The following is a 20,647-nucleotide window of genomic DNA, read 5'->3' on the forward strand; positions in this document are numbered from 1 at the left end:
GCCTCTTAAAACGTTGTTAGAAAATGACGTGGGGATGGTTGTTTTGCAGTATTCACTAAAGCCAAGCCGCGATTGCTCACGGCTTGGATTTTTGTTATTGACGATGCATAAAGTGCTATATATCGCCCCTCGATTTACACTATACTATGCGGGCTTTTACAGGGTCCTTATCCGACGATAACTGAGCGGGTTATAGGATAATAAGTCCTTCATATACATAAAGAAAAGATAGGCAGACGTTCATGAAAACACCGCATATACTAATGATGGCTGCTGGTACAGGCGGGCATGTATTTCCAGCCCTAGCAGTTGCTGAAGAATTGACTCAGCGCGGTGCGGTTATCCATTGGTTAGGGACGCCAAGTGGCATGGAAAACGGGCTGGTTAAACCGACTGGCTATGAGTTTCATGCTATTGATATGCAAGGGCTGCGTGGTAAGGGCGTAGGGCGCTTGCTAAAATTGCCGGTGACTTTGTTGTCAGCTGCGATGGCGACCATCAAAATTATTCGCAGCAATCAGATCGATGTGGTCGTTGGCTTTGGTGGTTATGTGACGGCACCTGGCGGCATTGCGGCACGTTTGACAAAAACCCCGCTTGTTATTCATGAGCAAAATGCCATCGCTGGGATGAGTAATCGCTATCTATCCAAAATTGCAACCAAGGTGTTGCAAGCTTTTGAGCATACCTTTGACAGCAGTGAGCAAGGCGCAAAGCTGGAAACAGTAGGAAACCCCGTGCGCAATGCCATTACTGGTGTGGTCGAGCCTGTGGCACGCTATGATATGAATGATGACTCACCACTTAAGCTACTAGTCGTGGGTGGATCACTTGGTGCGCGAGTATTAAATGATACTGTCCCAAAAGCGCTGGCGCTGTTAGAACGACCTTTTGACGTGCGCCATCAGTGTGGACGCAATAATGAGACAGCGACGCAAGCGGCTTATGCTGCTGAAGATTTAAGTGCTCATCAGTTCATTGTACAGCCATTTATTGATGATATGGCTGCGGCTTATAATTGGGCTGATGTTATTGTTTGCCGAGCTGGCGCGTTGACGGTCACCGAAATCCAAAATGTGGGGATTGCCGCTATTTTTGTACCACTGCCGCATGCGGTTGATGACCATCAAACCGCCAACGCTCGCACTTTAACGTCGCACGAGGCGGCGACTTTATTACCGCAATCAGAGTTGACAGCTCAGCGCTTAAGTCAGGAGCTTGCTGCACTTGATCGCCGTACTTGCTTAGAGATGGCAAAAAAAGGTCATGCCCTTGCTAATCGGCGTGCCAGTATGCAAGTTGCTGATATTATTTGGCAAACTCTTTAGCTTATATTTTAGAGCTGGTGATTCCTATAGCTCACATAACACATTATTTTGATGCACTAAATTTTATTTGCCTTTAACTTATTCGTCTTTAATAACGAGAAATTCTATGTCTACCTCTGCGAAAGCTCTACCCAAGCGTTTAATTGAAATACCAGAGATGCGCCGTATTCAGCATCTGCATTTTATCGGTATTGGTGGATCGGGGATGTGCGGTATCGCGGAAGTCATGAACAACCAAGGCTATCAAGTAAGTGGTTCTGACATCGCTGACAGCTTGGTTACTCAGCGTCTACAGCAGATTGGCATTAAAATATCGATTGGTCACGACTCTAAAAACATCGCCCATGCGGATGTCATTGTTGTATCGTCAGCGATTGATCGTAGCAACCCAGAAGTAAAAGCCGCACTTGAGGCACGCCTGCCAGTGGTACGCCGCGCGGATATGCTGGGTGAGTTGATGCGCTATCGTCATGGTATTGCAATTGCTGGTGCGCATGGTAAGACCACAACGACCAGTTTGCTGACCACGATGATGGCAGAAGGGCAGCTTGATCCGACGTATGTGATTGGCGGTAAGTTGAACGCCTCTGGCAAAAATGCCGCGCTGGGTAGTAGTCGTTTTTTGGTGGCAGAAGCGGATGAATCTGACGCATCTTTTTTATCGCTGCGTCCGATGGCAGCGATTGTGACCAACATCGATCAAGACCATATGGAAACTTATGGCAACAGCTTTGAGAAATTAAAAGCGGCTTACATTCAGTTTTTACACAATATGCCGTTTTATGGCTTGGCAGTCGTGTGCGGTGATGATCCAGAATTATATGCGATGATTGATGATATTGGCCGCCCAGTCCTCACTTTTGGACTTGAGCCGTTCAATGATGTCCAAGCCGTCGATTTGGTCACGGAAGGTACTAAGACGCACTTTACGGTATTGCGCCGTGACCGTGATCCCTTACGTTTGACGCTAAACATACCAGGGACTCACAATGTCTATAATGCCCTTGCTGCTATCACCATGGCGACCGATGAAGGGGTAGATGATGAGGCGATTAAACGCGCTCTGCAAAAATTTGAAGGGGTTGGCCGCCGCTTTGAGCAGCATGCGTCTGTAGATATTGATGATGGCAACGTTTTGTTAATCGATGATTATGGTCATCATCCAAAAGAAGTCGCTGCCACCATCAAGGCGGCGCGCCAGAGCTTCCCTGATCGTCGTTTAGTCATGCTGTTTCAGCCCCATCGTTACAGCCGTACGCGTGATTGCTATGATGATTTTGTTGAGGTGCTTTCTAGCGTTGATGAGCTATTACTATTAGAAGTATATTCAGCAGGAGAAAGCCCGATTACAGGCGCTGATACCAAATCATTAGCCCGTAGTATTCGTTTGCGCGGTGAAGTTGAACCAACGATTATTGATAAAAACAATCTGGCACCTGTTATGCAGCGCTTGTTAAAAGCCAATGACATGCTTATCACGCAAGGTGCGGGGAATGTGGGGCAAATCGCTGTCGATTTGGCTGCTAACAACCTTTATATCCAGTAAGTTAAAAAACTTTTAGGAACGATCCTCATGACGACGAATAACACGCAAGAAAATACAAAGTTAGATAACACGAGCAGTCACGTAAAGGATGCTAGCTGCTTTGGTAAAGTAGCTGTCGTCTATGGCGGTAGTAGTAATGAGCGTAGCGTGTCTTTAGACAGTGGGGCGGCAGTATTGCAAGCACTACAAAACCAAGGCGTCGATGCCACGCATTTCGATCCTAAGCACCAAGATATTACTGAGCTACGGGCGTATGATCGCGTGTTTAATGTCTTACATGGTCGTGGCGGCGAAGACGGTTTGTTACAAGGGGTCCTGCAATGGTTTGAGATTCCGCAGACCGGTTCAGGTATTTTGGCATCAGCACTTGGCATGGACAAAGTCCGCACCAAGCAGCTATGGCAAGGTTGCGGCTTAGCAACGGCACCATTTTCGTTGCTAACGGCTGATACTGACTGGCAGCAAGTGGTCAATATGCTAGGGCTGCCGCTGATCATTAAGCCTGTACATGAAGGGTCTAGCATTGGCATGACGAAGGTTAACAATCTCGACGAGCTTCCTGCTGCCTATGCCACTGCAGTGCAGTGCGGTGATGAAGTGATGGCGGAGCGCTGGATAACTGGCCGTGAGTTTACGATTGTGATTATCGATGATGAGGCGTACCCTATCATCCGTCTTGAGCCTGCTGACATCACAAATTTTTATGATTTTGAAGCCAAATACAATCGTAACGATACCAGCTACTATATCCCGTGCGGGTTGAGTGATGCTGAGGAAAAACATTTGCAGGCGTTAAGCCTTGCTGCCTTTCGAGCCGTTGATGCAAAAGGATGGGGGCGTATTGACGCCATGCAAGATGAAGCAGGCAATTTTTGGTTACTCGAAATCAACACGGTACCCGGTATGACCAGTCATAGCCTAGTACCGATGGCGGCTAAGGCTCGAGGTATGGACTTTGATGCGTTGTGCTGGCACATTTTAGCGCAGACACTATAGTGGCTTTCTAATGTACCCATTAATAAGCAGCCCATTAGTAAATAGTCAAATAATCACCGCCAAGCTGTGTTGATAGTGAGTGAATCACAATGAGTAAGAGCAGGGCAATGTGTCACTAGGGCTGCTATACCACAGCGTCGTGTAAACTTGTGTAAATTCATTGTCACTAGGCAGGGTTAGGCTATTGTTTGACCATAAAATACGTTAATATTGTAATTATTGGTCTATTCTCGTGATATGTATAGTTTCTATCGCTACAGCTTATGTGTGTTGTGTTAATTAAGAAAAATGTTACGTTTAAATGAGAGTAATGACACGAAATAAATCGTTTTATCTAACGATTTTGCTAATATATAGCCATATTATAGTAAAGGCGATACGTTGGTCGTCCGTCGTGTTCTGTTGGCGTTTCCTATTTGTGTTTTCTATTCGACAGGTACGATGAATATCAATGTTTAGACACGGTTTGCAGCTATGACCAAGCCACAAACAGGCCAAACCAGCAGCACCGCCTTGTTTTTAAAACGTTTTAACGCGCGATATTTAATAGGCCTCTGCAAGATATGCAGACTTACATCAATAAATAGCATGATTATTTCTATGCAAATACAGGGACAAAGGTCGTTATGGCTCAAACTGTCAACGAGGTAACTGACTTGATGAGTGATAAAACCCGTCGCCCAAACTCTAAGCTGCAAGTACCGACTTCGGTCAAATATTTTTTTATGGTACTGGTGTTAGGGTTGTTAGTGCTAATATTGATAATGGGTGGTAAAGCGTTACGTGATGCGCCTCCAGCCGCCATTCATGTCAGCAATCAAGGCTTGACAGTTACTCAATATCGCTCATTACAACAGGTTATGGATCAGCAGAAGGTAAGCAGTTTTTTTACCTCTGATTTGCAAGCATTAAGAGATATTACGACTGGACTGGCTTGGGTTGATCAAGTGAGCGTCTCTCGTGACTGGCAACGCGGTATCGTGGTGACTGCACTACCCAAGCAAGCAGTTGCTAATTTTGGGACGGAGCGTTTGGTTGATGCAAAAGGTAACGTTTTTGTTCCAGCTGACAGTGAAGATCTAACGCAAGAACGCTTTGCTACCTTGCAAGGGGAGATCACGCAAGCACCCGTTATTATGCAGCAAATGCAGCAAGTCAATGATTGGTACGCGCCACTTGGTGTACAAGTTGAAGACATTATTTTGTCGCCAAGAATGACGTGGCTGATTCGTTTCGATAATGGCTTACGGGTCATTGTCGATAATGAAAACACGGCGCAAAAGCTCTTGAGTTTAAGTCAGTTGCTCGGTAACCAATTGAAAGAGCGTCGGGACGAGATACAATCTGTCGATTTGCGTTATAAGAACGGCTTTACGATCGCTTGGGATATGACTCAGCCACAGAGTGATGAATCATGATGGCGATGGATAGTAGCTTGCAAAACTGATGAGCGTTTGCTTTAGATGGCGCCGTTTTGATAGCACACAATAGTAAATGTACAACATCATAGCGTATTGATAGCGCTTTTTTTAATGATCTAATGGGGAGCTCTTCGGACTTCCTGTTTAGCAATAATTTGTCTGGTACCATGAAAAATACTGAAAATCTGGTTGTTGTCCATCTAAGTGCCACGGCAGTTTATGTCGTCATTGGCAACGTTGTCTCTGCAAAAGACATTCGTATTTTGGGCGTAGGGCAAGTCAAAAACAGCGATTTTTACCAAGGTCAAATCAAACATCGTGAACGTCTGCAAGGTGCTATCAAACAAGCCATCCAAGAAGCAGAAGATACGGCTAATTGTCGCGTCCACAGTGTGTGGTTGACCTTAGCAACACCTGAATTATCGAGCAAAAACAGTGCAGGCGATGTGCGAGTAGAAGATGACGTTGTACGTGCCAAAGACATGGTGCAGGCGTTGTCCAATGCCAAGTCACGTGACCTGTCATCGGATTACTATTTGATGCACTGTTGTCAGCAAGGTATCTATGTCGATGAGCAAGACTTTATGGTGGATGATGCGATTGAAATGATGGCGCATAACATCACTGTGATGTATCACATGATGATGATGCCTGTCTCCAGCCGCCAAAACATCCAAAAACTATTGCAAAGCTGTGATGTTGGCATTGATCATATCGTGTTTGATGCGGTGACTAGTGCCGAGTACAGTTTAATGAGCGACGAGCGCCAGCAAGGGGTCTGTTTGGTAGACATTGGTGCCAGTACCACCAGTATTTGCGTTTATAAAGAAAATAAGCTGATTTTTACCCATTGTATTGCGACGGGTAGCCATGAAGTGACGATGGATATCTCAGCCGACTTTGGTATCTCAATGATCGAAGCTGAAAAACTTAAAAAGACGCATGGCACTGTCGATGTCAACAGTGTTGATCCCAGCTCATTTTTTATATTTAAGCCCCAAGGCACAAATGATGAGATCAATATTGGCGTCTATAACCTAGCACGTATTATTGAAGCCCGTTATATCCAGATATTTACGGAAGTTGCCCGTCAATTGCATGACGCTGATCTGATAGGATACATTGATAAAGGTATCGTGCTTACTGGCGGCGGTAGCGTCATCAAAGGCATGATACCTTTTGCTAAAAAATTGCTCAAAATGCCCGTGGTATTAACCAATACTCACCCTGCAATCAGTGCTTATAACCACTTCGACAATGACGAGTCATTTAAGCAACTGAATATTCAGGTCAATGATCGCGCTTATCAGACAGCATTTGGTACACTATTATACAGCCAAAGTGAGCAGTTCCGCCGTAGTGAGAAAAGTGAACCTGAAGCGATTCAAAAAAATCGAGTAACGGGTGTTTTTCAAAGTGCAGGACAGCGGTTTGCAAGCGTGCTAAAAAAGATACTGTAGTTTTGCGGCATTAGATACCTAAGTCTTTAGGAAGTAAATCTTGAGAAAGGTAAATCTTGAGAAAAACAGTATCTTGCAATGTACGCTCAAATGGTTTGAGCAAAAAATTAAGTAACATTCGAAGTAATACCCTGATTGGTGACGACAGATTTTGTCTACACTGAATCATTTAAGCCATAGTCCTGTTTTATTTAAATACATTTATATATAGTGTGTCGATAGCGCGCCGTATGTGTGCGTTACCACGTATCGACCATTACGCTATCTGCAACTGGAGAATCTTTTTTATGTCAAAATACACCATGCCAGATGATAACCAGCTTCAAAATAACGGCCAAGCGAGCTTCACTGTATTCGGTGTGGGTGGTGGCGGCGGTAATGCGGTTGAACATATGGTACAACAAGGAATTAGAGGTGTAACGTTCGTCTGTGCTAACACGGATAAACAAGCGCTTGATCGTTTAACCGCTCCGCATAAACTACAACTTGGCGCAAAAACAAATCGTGGTCTAGGTGCAGGTGCTAATCCAGAAGTTGGACGTGAAGCAGCAGAAAGCGAAGAAGAAGCCATTCGCGCCCTGCTTGAACACTCTGACATGGTGTTCATTACTGCTGGCATGGGCGGTGGCACGGGTACGGGTGCAGCGCCAGTGGTTGCTCGTATTGCCAAAGAAATGGAAGTACTGACAGTCGCGGTCGTCACCACTCCATTTAAGTTTGAAGGTGGTAAACGTATCAAGGCGGCTAAAGCTGGTATCGAGCAGTTGACCAACTTCGTGGACTCTATCATTACTATTCCAAATGATAAATTAATGAGTGTCTACGGCAACATCTCTATGCAAGATGCTTTTAAAAAGGCAGATGATGTGTTGCTACATGCCGTTCAGGGCATTGCTGAGACGATCGCCAGTGAAGGTATGATCAATATCGATTTTAACGACATTCGTACCGCGATGACAGCCAAAGGTCATGCAATGATGGGTATTGGTCGTGCTAGCGGTGATGATCGTGCGCGTCAAGCAACTGAAAAAGCCATTAGATCACCACTACTGGACGATTTACGTTTAGAAAATGCTAAAGGCTTATTGGTCAACGTGATTTCTTCTGAATCTTTATCATTGGATGAGATGAGTAAAATCAGTGCAATAGTGGAAGAAATCACTGATATCGATGAAGCTCATATTTTCTATGGTTCTGTGATCGATGAAAAAATGGGTGACGACTTGCATGTAACCGTGATCGCAACTGGTTTGACGTTAGATGAAAATGCGGGTCAAGAGCCTGAAGTAGTGGAGCAGCCAGTTCCTTCTGTAAACAGTACTCAGCCTGTCGATCCGAATGTGCATACCAGTGCGCTAAACAGTCAAAAGCAGTCGCAAGCGCAGATGTATCAAGACAGTACGGTACGCCCAAGTGCGCCTCAAGAGCAGCCTAAAACGAAAACCAACAGTATTCAAGACTATCTCAAGCGCCAACAGAATAAATAATGGTTTGAGGTGTTTTTGCATGCAAAAAGCCAGCGCTGAGTCGCTGGCTTTTTTGTGCCCGATCGATCCGTTTTATACTGACAAGGCGTTTGGTTATGTAGGCGGCGCTACTGCCACTTGTAACAAGTCATGGGGTAAGGCAACTTAGAATTGTAAATATTTGCGTAAATTTAGCCGTTTACATAGCGATTATTAGGTTAATAAAAGGTAAAAAATATCAAGGGTTATAGGCGATAAGTGTTATCAATCAAGGAGATAAGAAAATTATTGAGTTTTAACTATGGCGAACTAAGGGTAGGTAATGGTACACTATGGCAATTGTAACAAAATATGTGAGAAAACAGCCATGAACCAAAGAACCATAAAAACTGCGATAGCTGTTACAGGTATTGGTCTTCATAGTGGTCAGCCTGTTGACTTAGAGTTTCATCCGCAGCCCGTTGATACGGGTATTGTCTTCGAGCGCTCCGATATCGAAGGCAGTAAGCCTATTCCAGCCAGTGCCTTTTTAGTACAAGACACTATGATGTCATCAAACCTAGTGTTTGGCGGCACACGTGTTGGTACGGTTGAGCATCTACTCAGTGCAATTGCCGGACTTGGAGTAGACAACCTCTTGATTCGAGTATCGGCGTCAGAGATCCCTATTATGGATGGTAGTGCTGCACCGTTTGTTGCGCTGTTACTTGACGCAGGGTTCTGTGAACAGGATGCCTTAAAAAAGTTTATAAAAATTGTACGACCAGTACGTGTAAAAGTAGAGGATAAATGGGCAGAACTGCGCCCTTACGAAGGGTTTGAGTTGAATTTCGAAATTGATTTTAATCATCCGGCCATCGATAAAAACTTTCAACACGCCCAATTACAGTTCTCGACGCAAAATTTTATTGAACAGTTGAGTTCCGCTCGTACTTTCGGTTTTTTACGCGATATTGAAGCCTTACGTCAGAATAATTTAGCGTTAGGTGGCAGTATGGACAATGCTATCGTCATCGATGAAGCCAATATTCTTAACGAAGAGGGCTTGCGTTTCAACGATGAGTTCGTTCGTCATAAAATTTTAGATGCGCTAGGAGATTTATATCTGATTGGTTATCCAATTTTAGGCCGTTTTAACGCTTACAAATCTGGACATGCCTTAAATAATTTATTGGTGCGTGAGATATTATCTGACCCTGATAATTTTGAAATTGTAACTTTTGATGACAATGTAACCTGTCCGATTCAGTATTTGCCTATGGAAGGTTTGGCTGTTGAGGGATAAATACAGGAATATACAGGAAGTATCGAAACATTTACGCAATATTACATAATCAGGCGATAATTACATTCTCATAATATTCAATATTATGAATATATTGTTTAGTTAATCTTAACCATCATGCGTTAGGGTAGAGAGTATAAAAGCTGTAGGCGATTTATAAATCATCTGTGGGTGCTGTTCATGATATGAATGGCACCCACAGATGATTTTTTTTGTTTGCGCTATTACAAAAACCCAGCGTTGGTAGCGCCATTTTGGGTTTTTAATTACATAACTTTACATAGTAATACGAAGTTTTCTAATGATTGACCAAGCGCAAAAGGGCTTTTTTGAGGTTTTCGTCAGTGGTGACATGCTCTGCGGCCTGTGATATAGTCCGCTTTGTGTTTTGGCTAAGGGCCTGATTTTCATTGGCTTTACAAGGCTTCGATAAGCTTGCTGATAACGCTGTTGATTGTTTAGATGAATAATTATCAGCCGATGTTCTCGCTACTACGACGCGAATTTGCTTGAGTTGTTTAAATGTAATTGACTGCTCTGTTAACACTTGCAAATAAGCGCTTTGTAAATAGCGGATGTGATTCGCAGCAGTCATCGAACCGACACTGAGTGTTAACTGCTCAGAGGTTAAGCCTACGACCCAACAGGTATTGAGGATTTCCTCAGGTAGACAATCTACCAATAGCTCTTTTACTTCATTGGTCGCTTCTATATATAGCCGCATGTTATCAGCAAGTGTTTGAGGTAGTGCGCTACCAGCAAAAGCTTGATGATCTATAAGCTGGGCAAGCCGATTAGGCTGTTTTTTTGACATCGTAATGACTCATCTAATAGGTGACAAACTCGATACTTAGAACAGGCATGCGAAAAGCGACATATAGCAGACGATTTATGGGGCAGTTGACTAGACGCACGATAATACTGGCACTAGTCACTCTGTAGAGAGAGCGAACTGTTGTAACAAGGATTTTATCATGTTTGTTTGATGATTATATCCTCTAAATTAATTGATGCTTTGTCATGGATGACGAGCGCTCTTGTATTAACAATAGGTAGTAAATTTATGAAACAAGCTTTATTAATTTTGTCAGTATTGGGAATGGGTATCGCACAGACGAGTGGTGCTGCCGAAACGACTTTACAACCAAATAATACCTTGAGTCATACCATCACAAATATTTCTACTTCTGCGAACTACGGTTCTAGTCGCAACATCTATAGCACCAACAGTGGCGCTCATGTGTATAGTAACGATGAGATCAGTCAAGCCATTGACAATTTAAGCGCCCACGCCAAGCAAAAAGAATATCAGCTTGCGTCACTAACCAGTCGCTTATCTTATGAGCAGCGTCAGCAGCAAGCCAGCCGTGTGCCTGATAGTAACTCTGCGCCTGCTATTGCAGCAGCACGTGCATCACGAGTGGCGCTCTCTAGAAGCTCTGGCTACTGTGCCCGCTACGTCCGTAAAGCGCTCCAATCAGCCGGTTACGAGTTTACTCCTAATCCTTCAGCTTATCAGTACGCCTCGCGCGGCACTCTTGCCCAAGCAGGCTTTACTAAAATTAGTAATGATATGGCCCCTCAAGTGGGTGACGTTGTGGTCTATGATCGTAGCTCAAACCGTCCACATGGTCACATTCAAATCTTTGACGGTAATGGCTGGGTATCTGACTTCCGTCAAAACAGCATTAGCCCGTACAGTGGGGTACATAGTTACACCACGTGGCGTGACTCGCAGTACGTAGATGATGCCTCAGACCGTGGTATCTACCTTGCAATGGCGGATAAATAAACATCCGTTAGAAAAACTAAGCGAACAGTTTTCTCCAAACCCAGTAATGCTCTTTATGACGTTACTGGTTTTTTTTGTGTGCTAGATGTTGAGATTTCATCAAAAAAAGGGCTTTGATTGGTTCATGTGCTTGGCTTTGGTCGTTATTTAGCACAGATATGTCACACCATGGGGCTATAGCTCAAATTTTGACCAATGCTGGCGATTATGAAAGTCAGGCGGCGAGGCATGGCTTGGGGCAAAAAACAAAGTCGTCTTACCAAATCTCAAGATTACGCAAGGATGTATGTGCTCAATCACAGTATTTGCGATAGCGTACTGTTGATTGGGTAGTTGGGTCAAAGGCAGACCAATACGTCGCTTGTAGCTTACAAGTTTAGAGACGGTTGATGGTTCGCTATATAAAGGCAACTCAACGTTGTCAATCCAATCAATACGTGCAAGCGTGTGGCCATCTGCTTGATACAAAGGTGTTGGCGGTAAGGCCGCAGGGTGACGATAGCGCTCAAACTGATAAAGGGCATAACGTCCATCTGGGCTGGTATTCATTTCAATGTAAGACTCTGAACTGGCAGCACAAGCAACGCCCTCGTTGCCCAGTAAGCTACCCGCGATAAAGCACTCAAGGCAGGTGTCTTCCCATAGGTAATCAAAAAAGCCGACTTGTGCAGCTTGCCATATCGGCCAGTTGAGTTGATTGGCCAAAGACTGGCTTGGTAGGGTGATGTGATAGGTTAGCTGTAAATGTAACGCGGGCTGTCGCACAACATGAGCACTGACCCGAACACAGATACGTTTTAAGTCCTCTATGGATGACCCAAGCTGTTGGGCATCGCTGCCTATCGTCTCAGTGGCGATGCAGAGGGGAAAGATTTGACTCATAAGCGGATAAGACTCAAAGATAACAATAACGAGAGAAAAGGTTACTTGTCATGTGACTCACTGCCACAAAACAAGGCAGTCCATGACCAGTAGGCAATATAAAAGCCGCGAGCAAGTTGCATCGCGGCTTTTAGGTTTTATCATCACTATTTGCTTGTGATATAAGCAGCTACCGTGATTAACAATACGCTTGCCACTACGAACTACTGCGCGTGACGTGCTAAGTTAGACAGCTTTGGATTGGCGTTTGGGTTTTGACGCAGCAAGAGTGCCATGCGGCCAATAGAATGAACCAAAGACGCATTTGCAGCAGCAGCAAGCTCAGCACCGATGACATCACGCTCTTCTTTTGTGCCAGCAGGCAGCTTCACTTTGATGAGTTCATGATCTGATAAAGCACGATCAATCTCCTCAATGATGGTTGGGGTCACGCCTTTGTTGCCAATCATGACAATCGGTTTTAGCTCGTGACCAATGCCTCTTAGGCGTTTAATTGTAGCGTTATCGAGTTCCATAGAATTCCTAAGTGTTGATAAAAATAAAAGACAGTGCTATTGAGAGCAGTTAATGACCATTATAGATAATCTGTGGTCATCTTGCATGAGATCAGCAGGATTTTGCACGATTTTACGTGATGAAAATGTTAAACTGAATGTTTAGTCACATTATAAACGCTACTGTCTTATAAAACAGTGTTTTAACCAATAGATTTGGTCAGTTTAAGACCATAAAACAAATTAATAGCCTGATTGAACACCTATCTACAAGAATCGCCCTCATACGGAAAATATTTCTAAAGTGTAGTAGTGATTTAACAGGTGTGTATTCGTGTTTTGCAAAGTGAGAGGAGCAGGTATTTTGGCCACGCGTATTGAAAACAAAAAATTGTCAAAAAGCAGTAGTGCTTGGATGAAAGAGCACATTGACGATCATTATGTGCAAAAGGCCCAAAAAGACGGCTACCGTGCTCGTGCGGCTTATAAGCTATTAGAAATTAATGAAAAAATCAATCTTATCAAAAAAGGCATGACGGTCGTAGATTTAGGCAGCGCTCCCGGTAGTTGGTCGCAAGTAGCCAGCCAATTGGTGGGTGAAAAAGGGATTTTGATTGCTTCTGATATCTTACCTATGGATGCGCTTGCCGATGTCACCTTTATTCAAGGCGATTTTCGCGAAACAGAAGTGTTTGAGTTGATTATGGCTGAGGTTGGCGACAGACAAGTCGATGTGGTGCTCTCCGACATGGCACCCAATACGGCGGGCAATAGCGCTATCGATCAGCCACGCATGATGTACTTGTGCGAGCTGGCAGTGGACTTTGCTTTGGCAACCTTACCAGAAGGTGGCGCGCTTATTATGAAAGTGTTTCAAGGGGAAGGTACGCAAGAATTACGCAAGCAGATGCAGCATGATTTTAGTAAAATTCGTAGTATTAAACCTGGCGCATCACGGCCACGTTCGAAAGAGATGTTTTGGATTGCTATTAAATAGTTTTAACATCAATGAGTTACTGGTCTTGTAAGTGCAATATTGAACCACCATACAGTACCCTAATTAGAAAATGAAAAGCGCTACAATCGTTAACTGAATAAAAGCGAAACTTGCTTGAATTATGCAGGTCAGCACCACATATCATGGTATATTAACTTTGTTTTAAGCATACGTTTTAGGCAAAGTCGTCTGATAATAAACGCTTAATGTGCTCGTTTTTTATTAAGTTAGATCTATTGCAACATTTTTGTTGTACAAGCCTGCGTCAGAAGTTTTGATATCAGGATATTTAGTAAGATGAGCAATGCGTTTATAGACGTCACGTGTTTAGTAAACACACCAATAAGTAAGGGATGGGAATAACTAGTGAGCGACATGGTAAAAAATACCTTATTGTGGCTGGTGGTAATCGGCGTTTTAGTGCTGGTGTTTAGCGGCTTTGATCAGTCATCTGAGCCGGATAGCCTTAACTACTCTGAGTTTGTGACCGCTGTGTCAGAAAACCAAGTAGCCAGTGTTGAAATCGATGGCGAGCAGATCACCGGCGAGAAGAAAAATGGCTCCTCTTTTGAGACCATTAGACCAGCTGTGTCAGATGATGAGCTGATGCCAATGCTGCGTGAGAACCAAGTCGAAGTCCAAGGGACTGCACCAAAGCGTCAAAGCGTATTGATGCAATTACTGATAGCCAGTTTCCCAATACTCTTGATTATTGGTTTGTTTTTATTCTTTATGCGTAATATGCAAGGTGGTGCTGGCGGTAAAGGCGGCGGCCCTATGAGCTTTGGTAAATCAAAAGCCAAAATGCTGACTGAAGATCAAATCAACGTCAATTTTGAAGATGTGGCAGGCTGTGAAGAAGCCAAAGAAGAAGTGGTCGAAGTGGTCGATTTCTTGCGCGACCCAGATAAGTTTACCAAACTTGGGGCAACGATTCCTCGTGGTATCTTGATGGTCGGTCCGCCTGGTACAGGTAAAACGCTATTGGCAAGAGCCATTGCGGGTGAAGCTAAGGTGCCTTTCTTCTCGATCTCAGGTTCTGACTTTGTTGAGATGTTCGTTGGTGTCGGTGCTTCACGTGTCCGTGACATGTTTGAACAAGCGAAGAAAAGCGCGCCTTGTATTATCTTTATTGATGAGATTGATGCGGTTGGACGTCATCGTGGTTCTGGTATGGGCGGCGGTAATGATGAGCGCGAACAGACCTTAAACCAGTTGTTGGTGGAAATGGATGGTTTTGAAGGCAATGAAGGGGTGATCGTTATTGCTGCCACCAACCGTGCTGATGTGCTTGATAAGGCGTTGTTACGTCCAGGTCGTTTTGACCGTCAGGTACAAGTGGGTTTACCAGATATCAAAGGTCGCGAGCAGATCTTAAAAGTGCATTTGAAAAAACTGCCAAATACCATTGCTGTCGATGCAGGCTCTCTTGCCCGTGGTACGCCTGGCTTTAGTGGTGCCCAGCTTGCTAACTTGGTCAACGAAGCGGCGCTGTTTGCTGCCCGTCGTAACAAGACTAGCGTTGATATGAATGACTTTGAAGATGCGAAAGATAAGCTGTATATGGGTCCTGAGCGTAAATCTATGGTGATACGCGAAGAAGAGCGCCGTGCAACCGCTTATCATGAAGCTGGTCATGCCTTAGTTGCTGAGCTGCTACCGGGTACAGATCCTGTGCATAAAGTTACGATTATGCCTCGTGGTTTTGCCCTTGGTGTCACCTGGCAGCTGCCAGAACACGACCAAACAAGCATGTATAAGACAAAAATGCTGAGCGATATCGCTATTTTGTTCGGCGGTCGTATTGCTGAAGAGGTCTTTATCAACCAAATGTCAACGGGTGCCTCTAATGACTTTGAACGTGCGACTAAAATGGCACGCGCAATGGTCACTAAATATGGGATGTCAGATGCGCTTGGTATCATGGTGTATGAGGATGACGACAGCTCACAAGGTTACTTTGGTTCTAGTAGCCGTACGATTTCAGAAGCCACTCAACAAAAGGTCGATGAAGAAGTACGCCGTATGCTAGAAGAGCAGTATGATATTGCACGTGAATTGATCGAAGGCAATCAAGAAAAAATGCATGCGATGGTTGATGCTTTGATGAAGTGGGAAACCATTGATCGAGATCAACTGCAAGATATCCTAGCAGGTGAAGATCCTCGGCCACCAAGAGTTTATCAGCATAACGAAGTAAATTTATCAAAAAATGATATCAAGACGTCTGGTTCAACACCGCCCCCGTTACCAGCGATGTAATGAATCGATAGTTGATAGAAAAAGCCCTTTTTAATAAAGGGCTTTTTTTATGGGTCTCATTTATGAAGGGTTTAGGACAGAGTAGGATTTACTGGTATCATAGGTAAAATAGTAACAAACCGAAATTTCTTAAAAATTTACTTGTGATGAATGGATTATGTCCTTGTTTCAACCTTTACCCCCTTACAAGATAGTAAGTCGTGACAAAACCTTAGATTTATCGTCGCCGCATGTTATGGGTATTTTGAATGTAACGCCAGATTCTTTCTCGGATGGCGGACAGTTTAATGCCGTAGATAAGGCGGTGACGCACTGTCAAAAAATGATAGAAGAAGGCGCTAGTATTATTGATATTGGCGGCGAATCTACTCGTCCAAATGCGGATACTGTGGCCACTAATGATGAGATACAGCGTGTCGTACCCGTGGTTCAAGCAATCAGGCAGCAGTGCGGGAATGATATCTGGTTGTCTATTGATACCAGTAATCCAGCCGTGATGCAGGCAGCTTTTGAGGCGGGAGCTGACATTTGGAACGATGTACGTGCCCTAAAACGTGAGGGCGCGACAGCAGTAGCGGCTGAGCTTGATATACCTGTGATGCTCATGCATATGCGCGGTGAGCCAACGACGATGAACGATCTTGCGCAGTATGATGAGGTGGTTAGTGACGTGACGACAGAGCTTTTGGCGCGTATTCAGGAGGTAACGAGTCTTGGGGTCAAGCAGGAGAAAATCATCATTGACCCAGGCTTTGGTTTTGCCAAAAACTATGACCACCATTGTGCCTTGTTAAGTCAACTTGAACAGTTAAAAGTACTTGGTTTACCAATGATGTTTGGTATTTCACGTAAGCGTTTTTTAGCGGAAGTGCTTAGTAAAAGTGACGTAAAAGCAGTCGCTAACACTCAAGCAGTAGAGCGCGATGCAGTCGGGACTGCTGCTGGCATATTTGCGCTACAGCAGGGGGCCAGTATCATTCGTACCCATAACGTGGCGATGATGCAGCAAGCAGTGGCGTTGTGGCATCAGTTATCTACCTATCACGGTCGTTAGTAGCGCTTTGCGGTGCTTGGCACTTGAGGTTGCTGTCTCATGCTATCACTATGTATCAGCCCGATCCAAAACTAAGATCAGTTTTCACAACCGCAGTAAATACACTAACAGAATCCCTCTAAATGAACGAGAATCTCTCTATGAATACCACTCAGCCTGAACCTACCAATGAGCAGCGCCGCATTATTTATCAGGCGCGTCGCGGACTAAAGGAGTTGGATTTTTATATCGACCCTTATGTCAAAGAGCTGTATCTAACAGCAGACCCTGCCGAGCAAGAAACGTTTGCGCAAATGCTGACTCATGAAGATCCTGATTTATTGGATTATTTTACCAATCAAAATCGTCCAGAAGATGAGGCAATATGGACGTTGGTCAATAAAATTAAAACGTGGCGTCATACCAAAGATTTGACGTAATGTAATGGTTAACGTTTTCTTTGGTGCTCATATATGACTTCAACAGCCCCGTTGCGTATTGATACGGCTATCCAGCCGGCCAGCTACTTACGTTTAGTGCTGTATATTGGGTTAACCAGCGTTATGGTTGTACTTGCATGGCTTGCTGCTTTAGTTCTGTGGCAGTATGTGGTCATCTTAATAGTCGCTGCCGCTGTGACTATCTATCTGACACTCTCACAACCGATACTGTTGCACTTTAGTCAGCCACCGCTTAGTCAGCGTGTCGACAGACAGTGGCAACTGCTGATGCGTACTGGACGTGGTGATGAGCTATGGCAGGCACAATTAATCAATGTGCATCGCTATCAGTGGGCGATGAACTTTGAATTTACTATAGTAGAACCTTATAGGCGGCCTTTATCAGTGACAGTGTTTCGCGATCAAGTGGGTGCTGATCAGTGGAGAGAACTGAATGTTTTAGCCAGTGTGAGCGCTGATAAAACAGGGTAAACACCGACTGTTTTCCGATAGTCGATTGCCTTTATAAGCTTACGCATGCCTACATGTCATAACAAAACACCTATCTCGGTGGTTATAGAGATTTGTTATATTGCAAGATAACGATAAAGCGTATCAGCCAACCGTCTTTTTCATCATGTGCTGATTAGTGATCAGTGTGGTTAGAAAGAAACAGTGGCTGATGACAATAAACAACAATATGACAAAAAAAGGAGTGAGTTATGAGTTTATTAGGAAGTTTGGTGAGCCAAGTTGCGCGTAGTGCCATGGATCCAGAAGACGCACAGCGTAACCCGGTGAACCAACGTACCACCCCACGTCGGACTGGTGGTCTTGGAGATGTATTGGGTAGTGTGTTAGGCGGCGGCAGTCAAGCAGGGGGCTACAATCCAAGACAGTATGATCGCCAACCCGATAGTGGTTTTGGTCTAGACGATATTATAGGTGGTCTCGCTGGCGGCAATCAACGCGGCGGTGTAAGCTCAGGCGCTGGTGGCTTAGGAGATATCTTAGGCGGTGTACTGGGTGGTCAACGCACGAGAGGCGGATTTGGTGGTGGTAAAGGCATGCTAATCGCGGCCCTTATGCCCATGGTATTAAGCTGGATCAAACGTAACGGCGGCCTCAGCGGAGCGTTATCCAAGATTACTGGCATGGGTTATGAAAAACAAGCCCGCTCTTGGATGAGTAACCAAGAAGATAATGATAACCTTGATCCAAATGAGGTCAGTCGTTTGTTTGATGACAGTGAGATTCAGCAAGTTGCTGCTCACACGGGTGCGAATGAGGCAGAGGTGCGTCAGGGGCTGGCTGAACTGCTGCCTGAAGTCATGAATCAGCTCACACCGAATGGCAACTTAGATAATGAGAGAGAGGCCAATGCAGAGATTGACCAGATCATGGGTCAGTTGTCTAGTCGACTAAATACGTTAAAATAACTTTTTATTTTAAAAAGCGCCTGTATGCCCGAAAATTCGTTAAAAAGAGTGCGTCTGATGACGTGCTCTTTTTTTATTGCCAATACAGCAGAGCCATTTCCACAGCATTATTGCTGCCTATCTACCTTATTATCTAAAAAGATATGTTAAAAATGGTGAACAATAGTAAAACGGTTATATAAATCTTATAAGATGGTTGTACTATTCACTCAGTATGATTGATCCAACGCCGTTTTATAACGTTTGTACCTTTAAGGGTAGTTTGTAAAATATAACTGTCTGAGGGTAAAAACACATTTTAAGGATATTTCCTCATGCCATTTAAACCTATTCAAGCAGCTATTGCCATCTTAGTTGGTTTGATTATATGGTTTGTTATTCCCGTTCCTACTGGCGTTACACCTGACGCGTGGCATATGTTGGCATTGTTCATTGGTACCATTGTCGCCATCATCGGTAAAGTGCTACCCATTGGTGCGATCGCTATCATTGCAGTCACACTCGTGGCGCTCACAGGCGTGACAAGTGATAGCCCAAAACAAGCCATTAGCGACGCATTATCAAGCTACTCAAGTCCACTGATTTGGCTAATTGGTATCGCGGTTATGATATCGCGTGGCTTGATAAAGACTGGCTTAGGTCGACGTATTGCTTATTATTTTATCTCTATTTTTGGCAAAAAAACCATTGGCGTGGCTTACTCTTTGACAGCAGCTGAGTTGATGATAGCACCCATTACGCCTTCTAATACGGCTCGTGGGGGTGGGATTATTCATCCCATTATGAATTCCATTGCGCACAGCTTTCATTCAACGCCAGAGGAGGGCACTCAAAACAAAATGGGTCGCTATTTGGCGATGGTTAACTACCACGCCAATCCCATTACCTCTGGCATGTTTATTACTGCTACTGCCCCCAACCCTTTAGTCGTGGACTTAGTTAATAAAATCACAGGTGGTGACATTCAGTTGTCATGGACGACGTGGGCGGTGGCGATGTTTGTGCCAGGTATGCTGTGTCTGGTTGTTATGCCATTAGTCATTTATATGATCTATCCACCTGATGTCAAAGTAACACCTGATGCCAAAGGTTTTGCAAAAGACAATTTAGCAGAAATGGGTCAAATAAATACTCAAGAAAAAATCATGCTTGGTGTATTTGGTCTAATGCTGCTGTTATGGGCGAACATACCTGCATTGATTTTAGGTGAGCCGTATAGCGTTGACGCGACTACAACGGCTTTTATCGGCTTGACGACCTTGATACTGACTGGCGTCCTGACTTGGGAAGATATTCTAAAAGAGAAATCGGCATGGGATACCATTGTCTGGTTTGGTGCGCTCATTATGATGGCGGCTTATCTTAACGAGCTCGGCTTGATCAGCTGGTTCTCAGGTAATATTGAATCTTTGATTGGCACAACTGGCGTAGGTTGGATAGGGGCGGTGACGATCTTGACCTTAGTATACTTATACATACATTACTTTTTCGCGAGTACCACTGCCCATATCACAGCACTGTTCGCCGCCTTTTATGCAGTAGGGCTAACTTTAGGGGCACCGCCGATGTTGTATGCGCTCATTTTGGCCGCAGCAGGTAATATTATGATGACGCTGACTCATTATGCGACTGGTACTGCGCCGGTTATCTTTAACTCTGGCTATGTGACGTTAAAAGAATGGTGGAGTATTGGTGCGATTATGAGTGTGGTCAACCTAGTTATTTGGATCGGTGCCGGTTTGATTTGGTGGAAAGTACTCGGCTATTATTAATAAAGAACCACGCCCTAAATAACTGAAAATAAAA

Annotated in this window: 19 protein-coding genes; 16 read left to right on the forward strand and 3 right to left on the reverse strand. The window is 44.3% G+C overall.

The genetic code is table 11. The features are described 5' to 3' along the window. The first annotated feature begins 242 nt into the window (after positions 1-242). The 8 genes from murG to lpxC all read left to right on the forward strand — a co-directional run bounded on the left by murG (position 243) and on the right by lpxC (position 9,502). Positions 243-1,328 carry an undecaprenyldiphospho-muramoylpentapeptide beta-N-acetylglucosaminyltransferase gene (murG, locus tag JFC06_RS02735; RefSeq protein ID WP_198333889.1) on the forward strand — a complete coding sequence of 362 codons (1,086 nt, stop codon included), beginning with the start codon at positions 243-245 and terminating at the stop codon, positions 1,326-1,328. Positions 1,329-1,434: 106 nt separating this feature from the next. Further along, the gene (murC, locus tag JFC06_RS02740) at positions 1,435-2,874 is read left to right on the forward strand and encodes a UDP-N-acetylmuramate--L-alanine ligase (RefSeq protein WP_193005330.1); all 1,440 of its coding nucleotides are present in this window, start codon (positions 1,435-1,437) and stop codon (positions 2,872-2,874) included. A 27-nt stretch (positions 2,875-2,901) separates the two neighbouring features. After that, positions 2,902-3,870: a D-alanine--D-alanine ligase gene (locus JFC06_RS02745; protein WP_198333890.1), complete on the forward strand. Its 969-nt coding sequence runs from the start codon at positions 2,902-2,904 to the stop codon at positions 3,868-3,870. Between the two features lie 626 nt (positions 3,871-4,496). Beyond that, positions 4,497-5,288 (forward strand): cell division protein FtsQ/DivIB, encoded by a 792-nt coding sequence (locus tag JFC06_RS02750; protein ID WP_193005332.1) that lies wholly within the window; start codon positions 4,497-4,499, stop codon positions 5,286-5,288. 170 nt (positions 5,289-5,458) lie between these two features. Further along, on the forward strand, positions 5,459-6,751 hold the full coding sequence (gene ftsA / locus JFC06_RS02755) for a cell division protein FtsA (protein ID WP_198333891.1): 1,293 nt from the start codon (positions 5,459-5,461) through the stop codon (positions 6,749-6,751). Positions 6,752-7,038: 287 nt separating this feature from the next. Next, positions 7,039-8,238, forward strand: coding sequence for a cell division protein FtsZ (gene ftsZ, locus JFC06_RS02760; RefSeq protein ID WP_193005334.1), 1,200 nt, complete (start codon positions 7,039-7,041; stop codon positions 8,236-8,238). Between the two features lie 19 nt (positions 8,239-8,257). Beyond that, the gene (locus JFC06_RS12325; RefSeq protein ID WP_265088170.1) at positions 8,258-8,386 is read left to right on the forward strand and encodes a hypothetical protein; all 129 of its coding nucleotides are present in this window, start codon (positions 8,258-8,260) and stop codon (positions 8,384-8,386) included. A 198-nt stretch (positions 8,387-8,584) separates the two neighbouring features. Continuing rightward, a complete protein-coding gene (gene lpxC / locus JFC06_RS02765) occupies positions 8,585-9,502 on the forward strand; it encodes a UDP-3-O-acyl-N-acetylglucosamine deacetylase (protein WP_193004779.1) in 918 nt (305 codons plus the stop codon). A 298-nt stretch (positions 9,503-9,800) separates the two neighbouring features. On the opposite strand, the gene JFC06_RS02770 is transcribed toward lpxC, so the two are convergent. Next, positions 9,801-10,316 carry a hypothetical protein gene (locus JFC06_RS02770; RefSeq protein ID WP_198333892.1) on the reverse strand — a complete coding sequence of 172 codons (516 nt, stop codon included), beginning with the start codon at positions 10,314-10,316 and terminating at the stop codon, positions 9,801-9,803. Between the two features lie 249 nt (positions 10,317-10,565). On the opposite strand from JFC06_RS02770, the gene JFC06_RS02775 reads away from it, so the two are divergent. After that, positions 10,566-11,294 carry a CHAP domain-containing protein gene (locus JFC06_RS02775; protein WP_193004777.1) on the forward strand — a complete coding sequence of 243 codons (729 nt, stop codon included), beginning with the start codon at positions 10,566-10,568 and terminating at the stop codon, positions 11,292-11,294. Between the two features lie 174 nt (positions 11,295-11,468). On the opposite strand, the gene JFC06_RS02780 is transcribed toward JFC06_RS02775, so the two are convergent. Together JFC06_RS02780 and JFC06_RS02785 are read right to left on the reverse strand one after the other, a co-directional pair. Further along, positions 11,469-12,176 (reverse strand): DOMON domain-containing protein, encoded by a 708-nt coding sequence (locus JFC06_RS02780; RefSeq protein ID WP_198333893.1) that lies wholly within the window; start codon positions 12,174-12,176, stop codon positions 11,469-11,471. 203 nt (positions 12,177-12,379) lie between these two features. Next, the gene (locus JFC06_RS02785) at positions 12,380-12,691 is read right to left on the reverse strand and encodes a YhbY family RNA-binding protein (protein ID WP_193004775.1); all 312 of its coding nucleotides are present in this window, start codon (positions 12,689-12,691) and stop codon (positions 12,380-12,382) included. Between the two features lie 343 nt (positions 12,692-13,034). Between JFC06_RS02785 and JFC06_RS02790 the strand changes: the two genes are divergently transcribed. The 7 genes from JFC06_RS02790 to JFC06_RS02820 all read left to right on the forward strand — a co-directional run bounded on the left by JFC06_RS02790 (position 13,035) and on the right by JFC06_RS02820 (position 20,613). Then, positions 13,035-13,667 carry an RlmE family RNA methyltransferase gene (locus JFC06_RS02790; protein ID WP_198333894.1) on the forward strand — a complete coding sequence of 211 codons (633 nt, stop codon included), beginning with the start codon at positions 13,035-13,037 and terminating at the stop codon, positions 13,665-13,667. A gap of 366 nt (positions 13,668-14,033) precedes the next feature. Then, complete coding sequence (gene ftsH, locus JFC06_RS02795; RefSeq protein ID WP_286740686.1) at positions 14,034-15,929, forward strand: ATP-dependent zinc metalloprotease FtsH; 1,896 nt, start codon at positions 14,034-14,036, stop codon at positions 15,927-15,929. Positions 15,930-16,086: 157 nt separating this feature from the next. After that, entirely contained in the window at positions 16,087-16,983 is an 897-nt protein-coding gene (gene folP / locus JFC06_RS02800; RefSeq protein ID WP_198333895.1) for a dihydropteroate synthase, read from the forward strand. Between the two features lie 140 nt (positions 16,984-17,123). Continuing rightward, positions 17,124-17,402, forward strand: a complete 279-nt coding sequence (locus tag JFC06_RS02805; RefSeq protein ID WP_193004771.1) for an FAD assembly factor SdhE — start codon at positions 17,124-17,126, stop codon at positions 17,400-17,402. A 33-nt stretch (positions 17,403-17,435) separates the two neighbouring features. Next, positions 17,436-17,894 (forward strand): hypothetical protein, encoded by a 459-nt coding sequence (locus JFC06_RS02810; RefSeq protein ID WP_198333896.1) that lies wholly within the window; start codon positions 17,436-17,438, stop codon positions 17,892-17,894. A 230-nt stretch (positions 17,895-18,124) separates the two neighbouring features. Continuing rightward, positions 18,125-18,841 (forward strand): YidB family protein, encoded by a 717-nt coding sequence (locus tag JFC06_RS02815; protein ID WP_193004769.1) that lies wholly within the window; start codon positions 18,125-18,127, stop codon positions 18,839-18,841. Positions 18,842-19,155: 314 nt separating this feature from the next. Continuing rightward, the gene (locus JFC06_RS02820) at positions 19,156-20,613 is read left to right on the forward strand and encodes an anion permease (protein WP_193004768.1); all 1,458 of its coding nucleotides are present in this window, start codon (positions 19,156-19,158) and stop codon (positions 20,611-20,613) included. Positions 20,614-20,647 lie beyond the last annotated feature (34 nt).

The organism is Psychrobacter namhaensis, assembly GCF_016107545.1.
GTDB classification, from domain to species: domain Bacteria; phylum Pseudomonadota; class Gammaproteobacteria; order Pseudomonadales; family Moraxellaceae; genus Psychrobacter; species Psychrobacter namhaensis.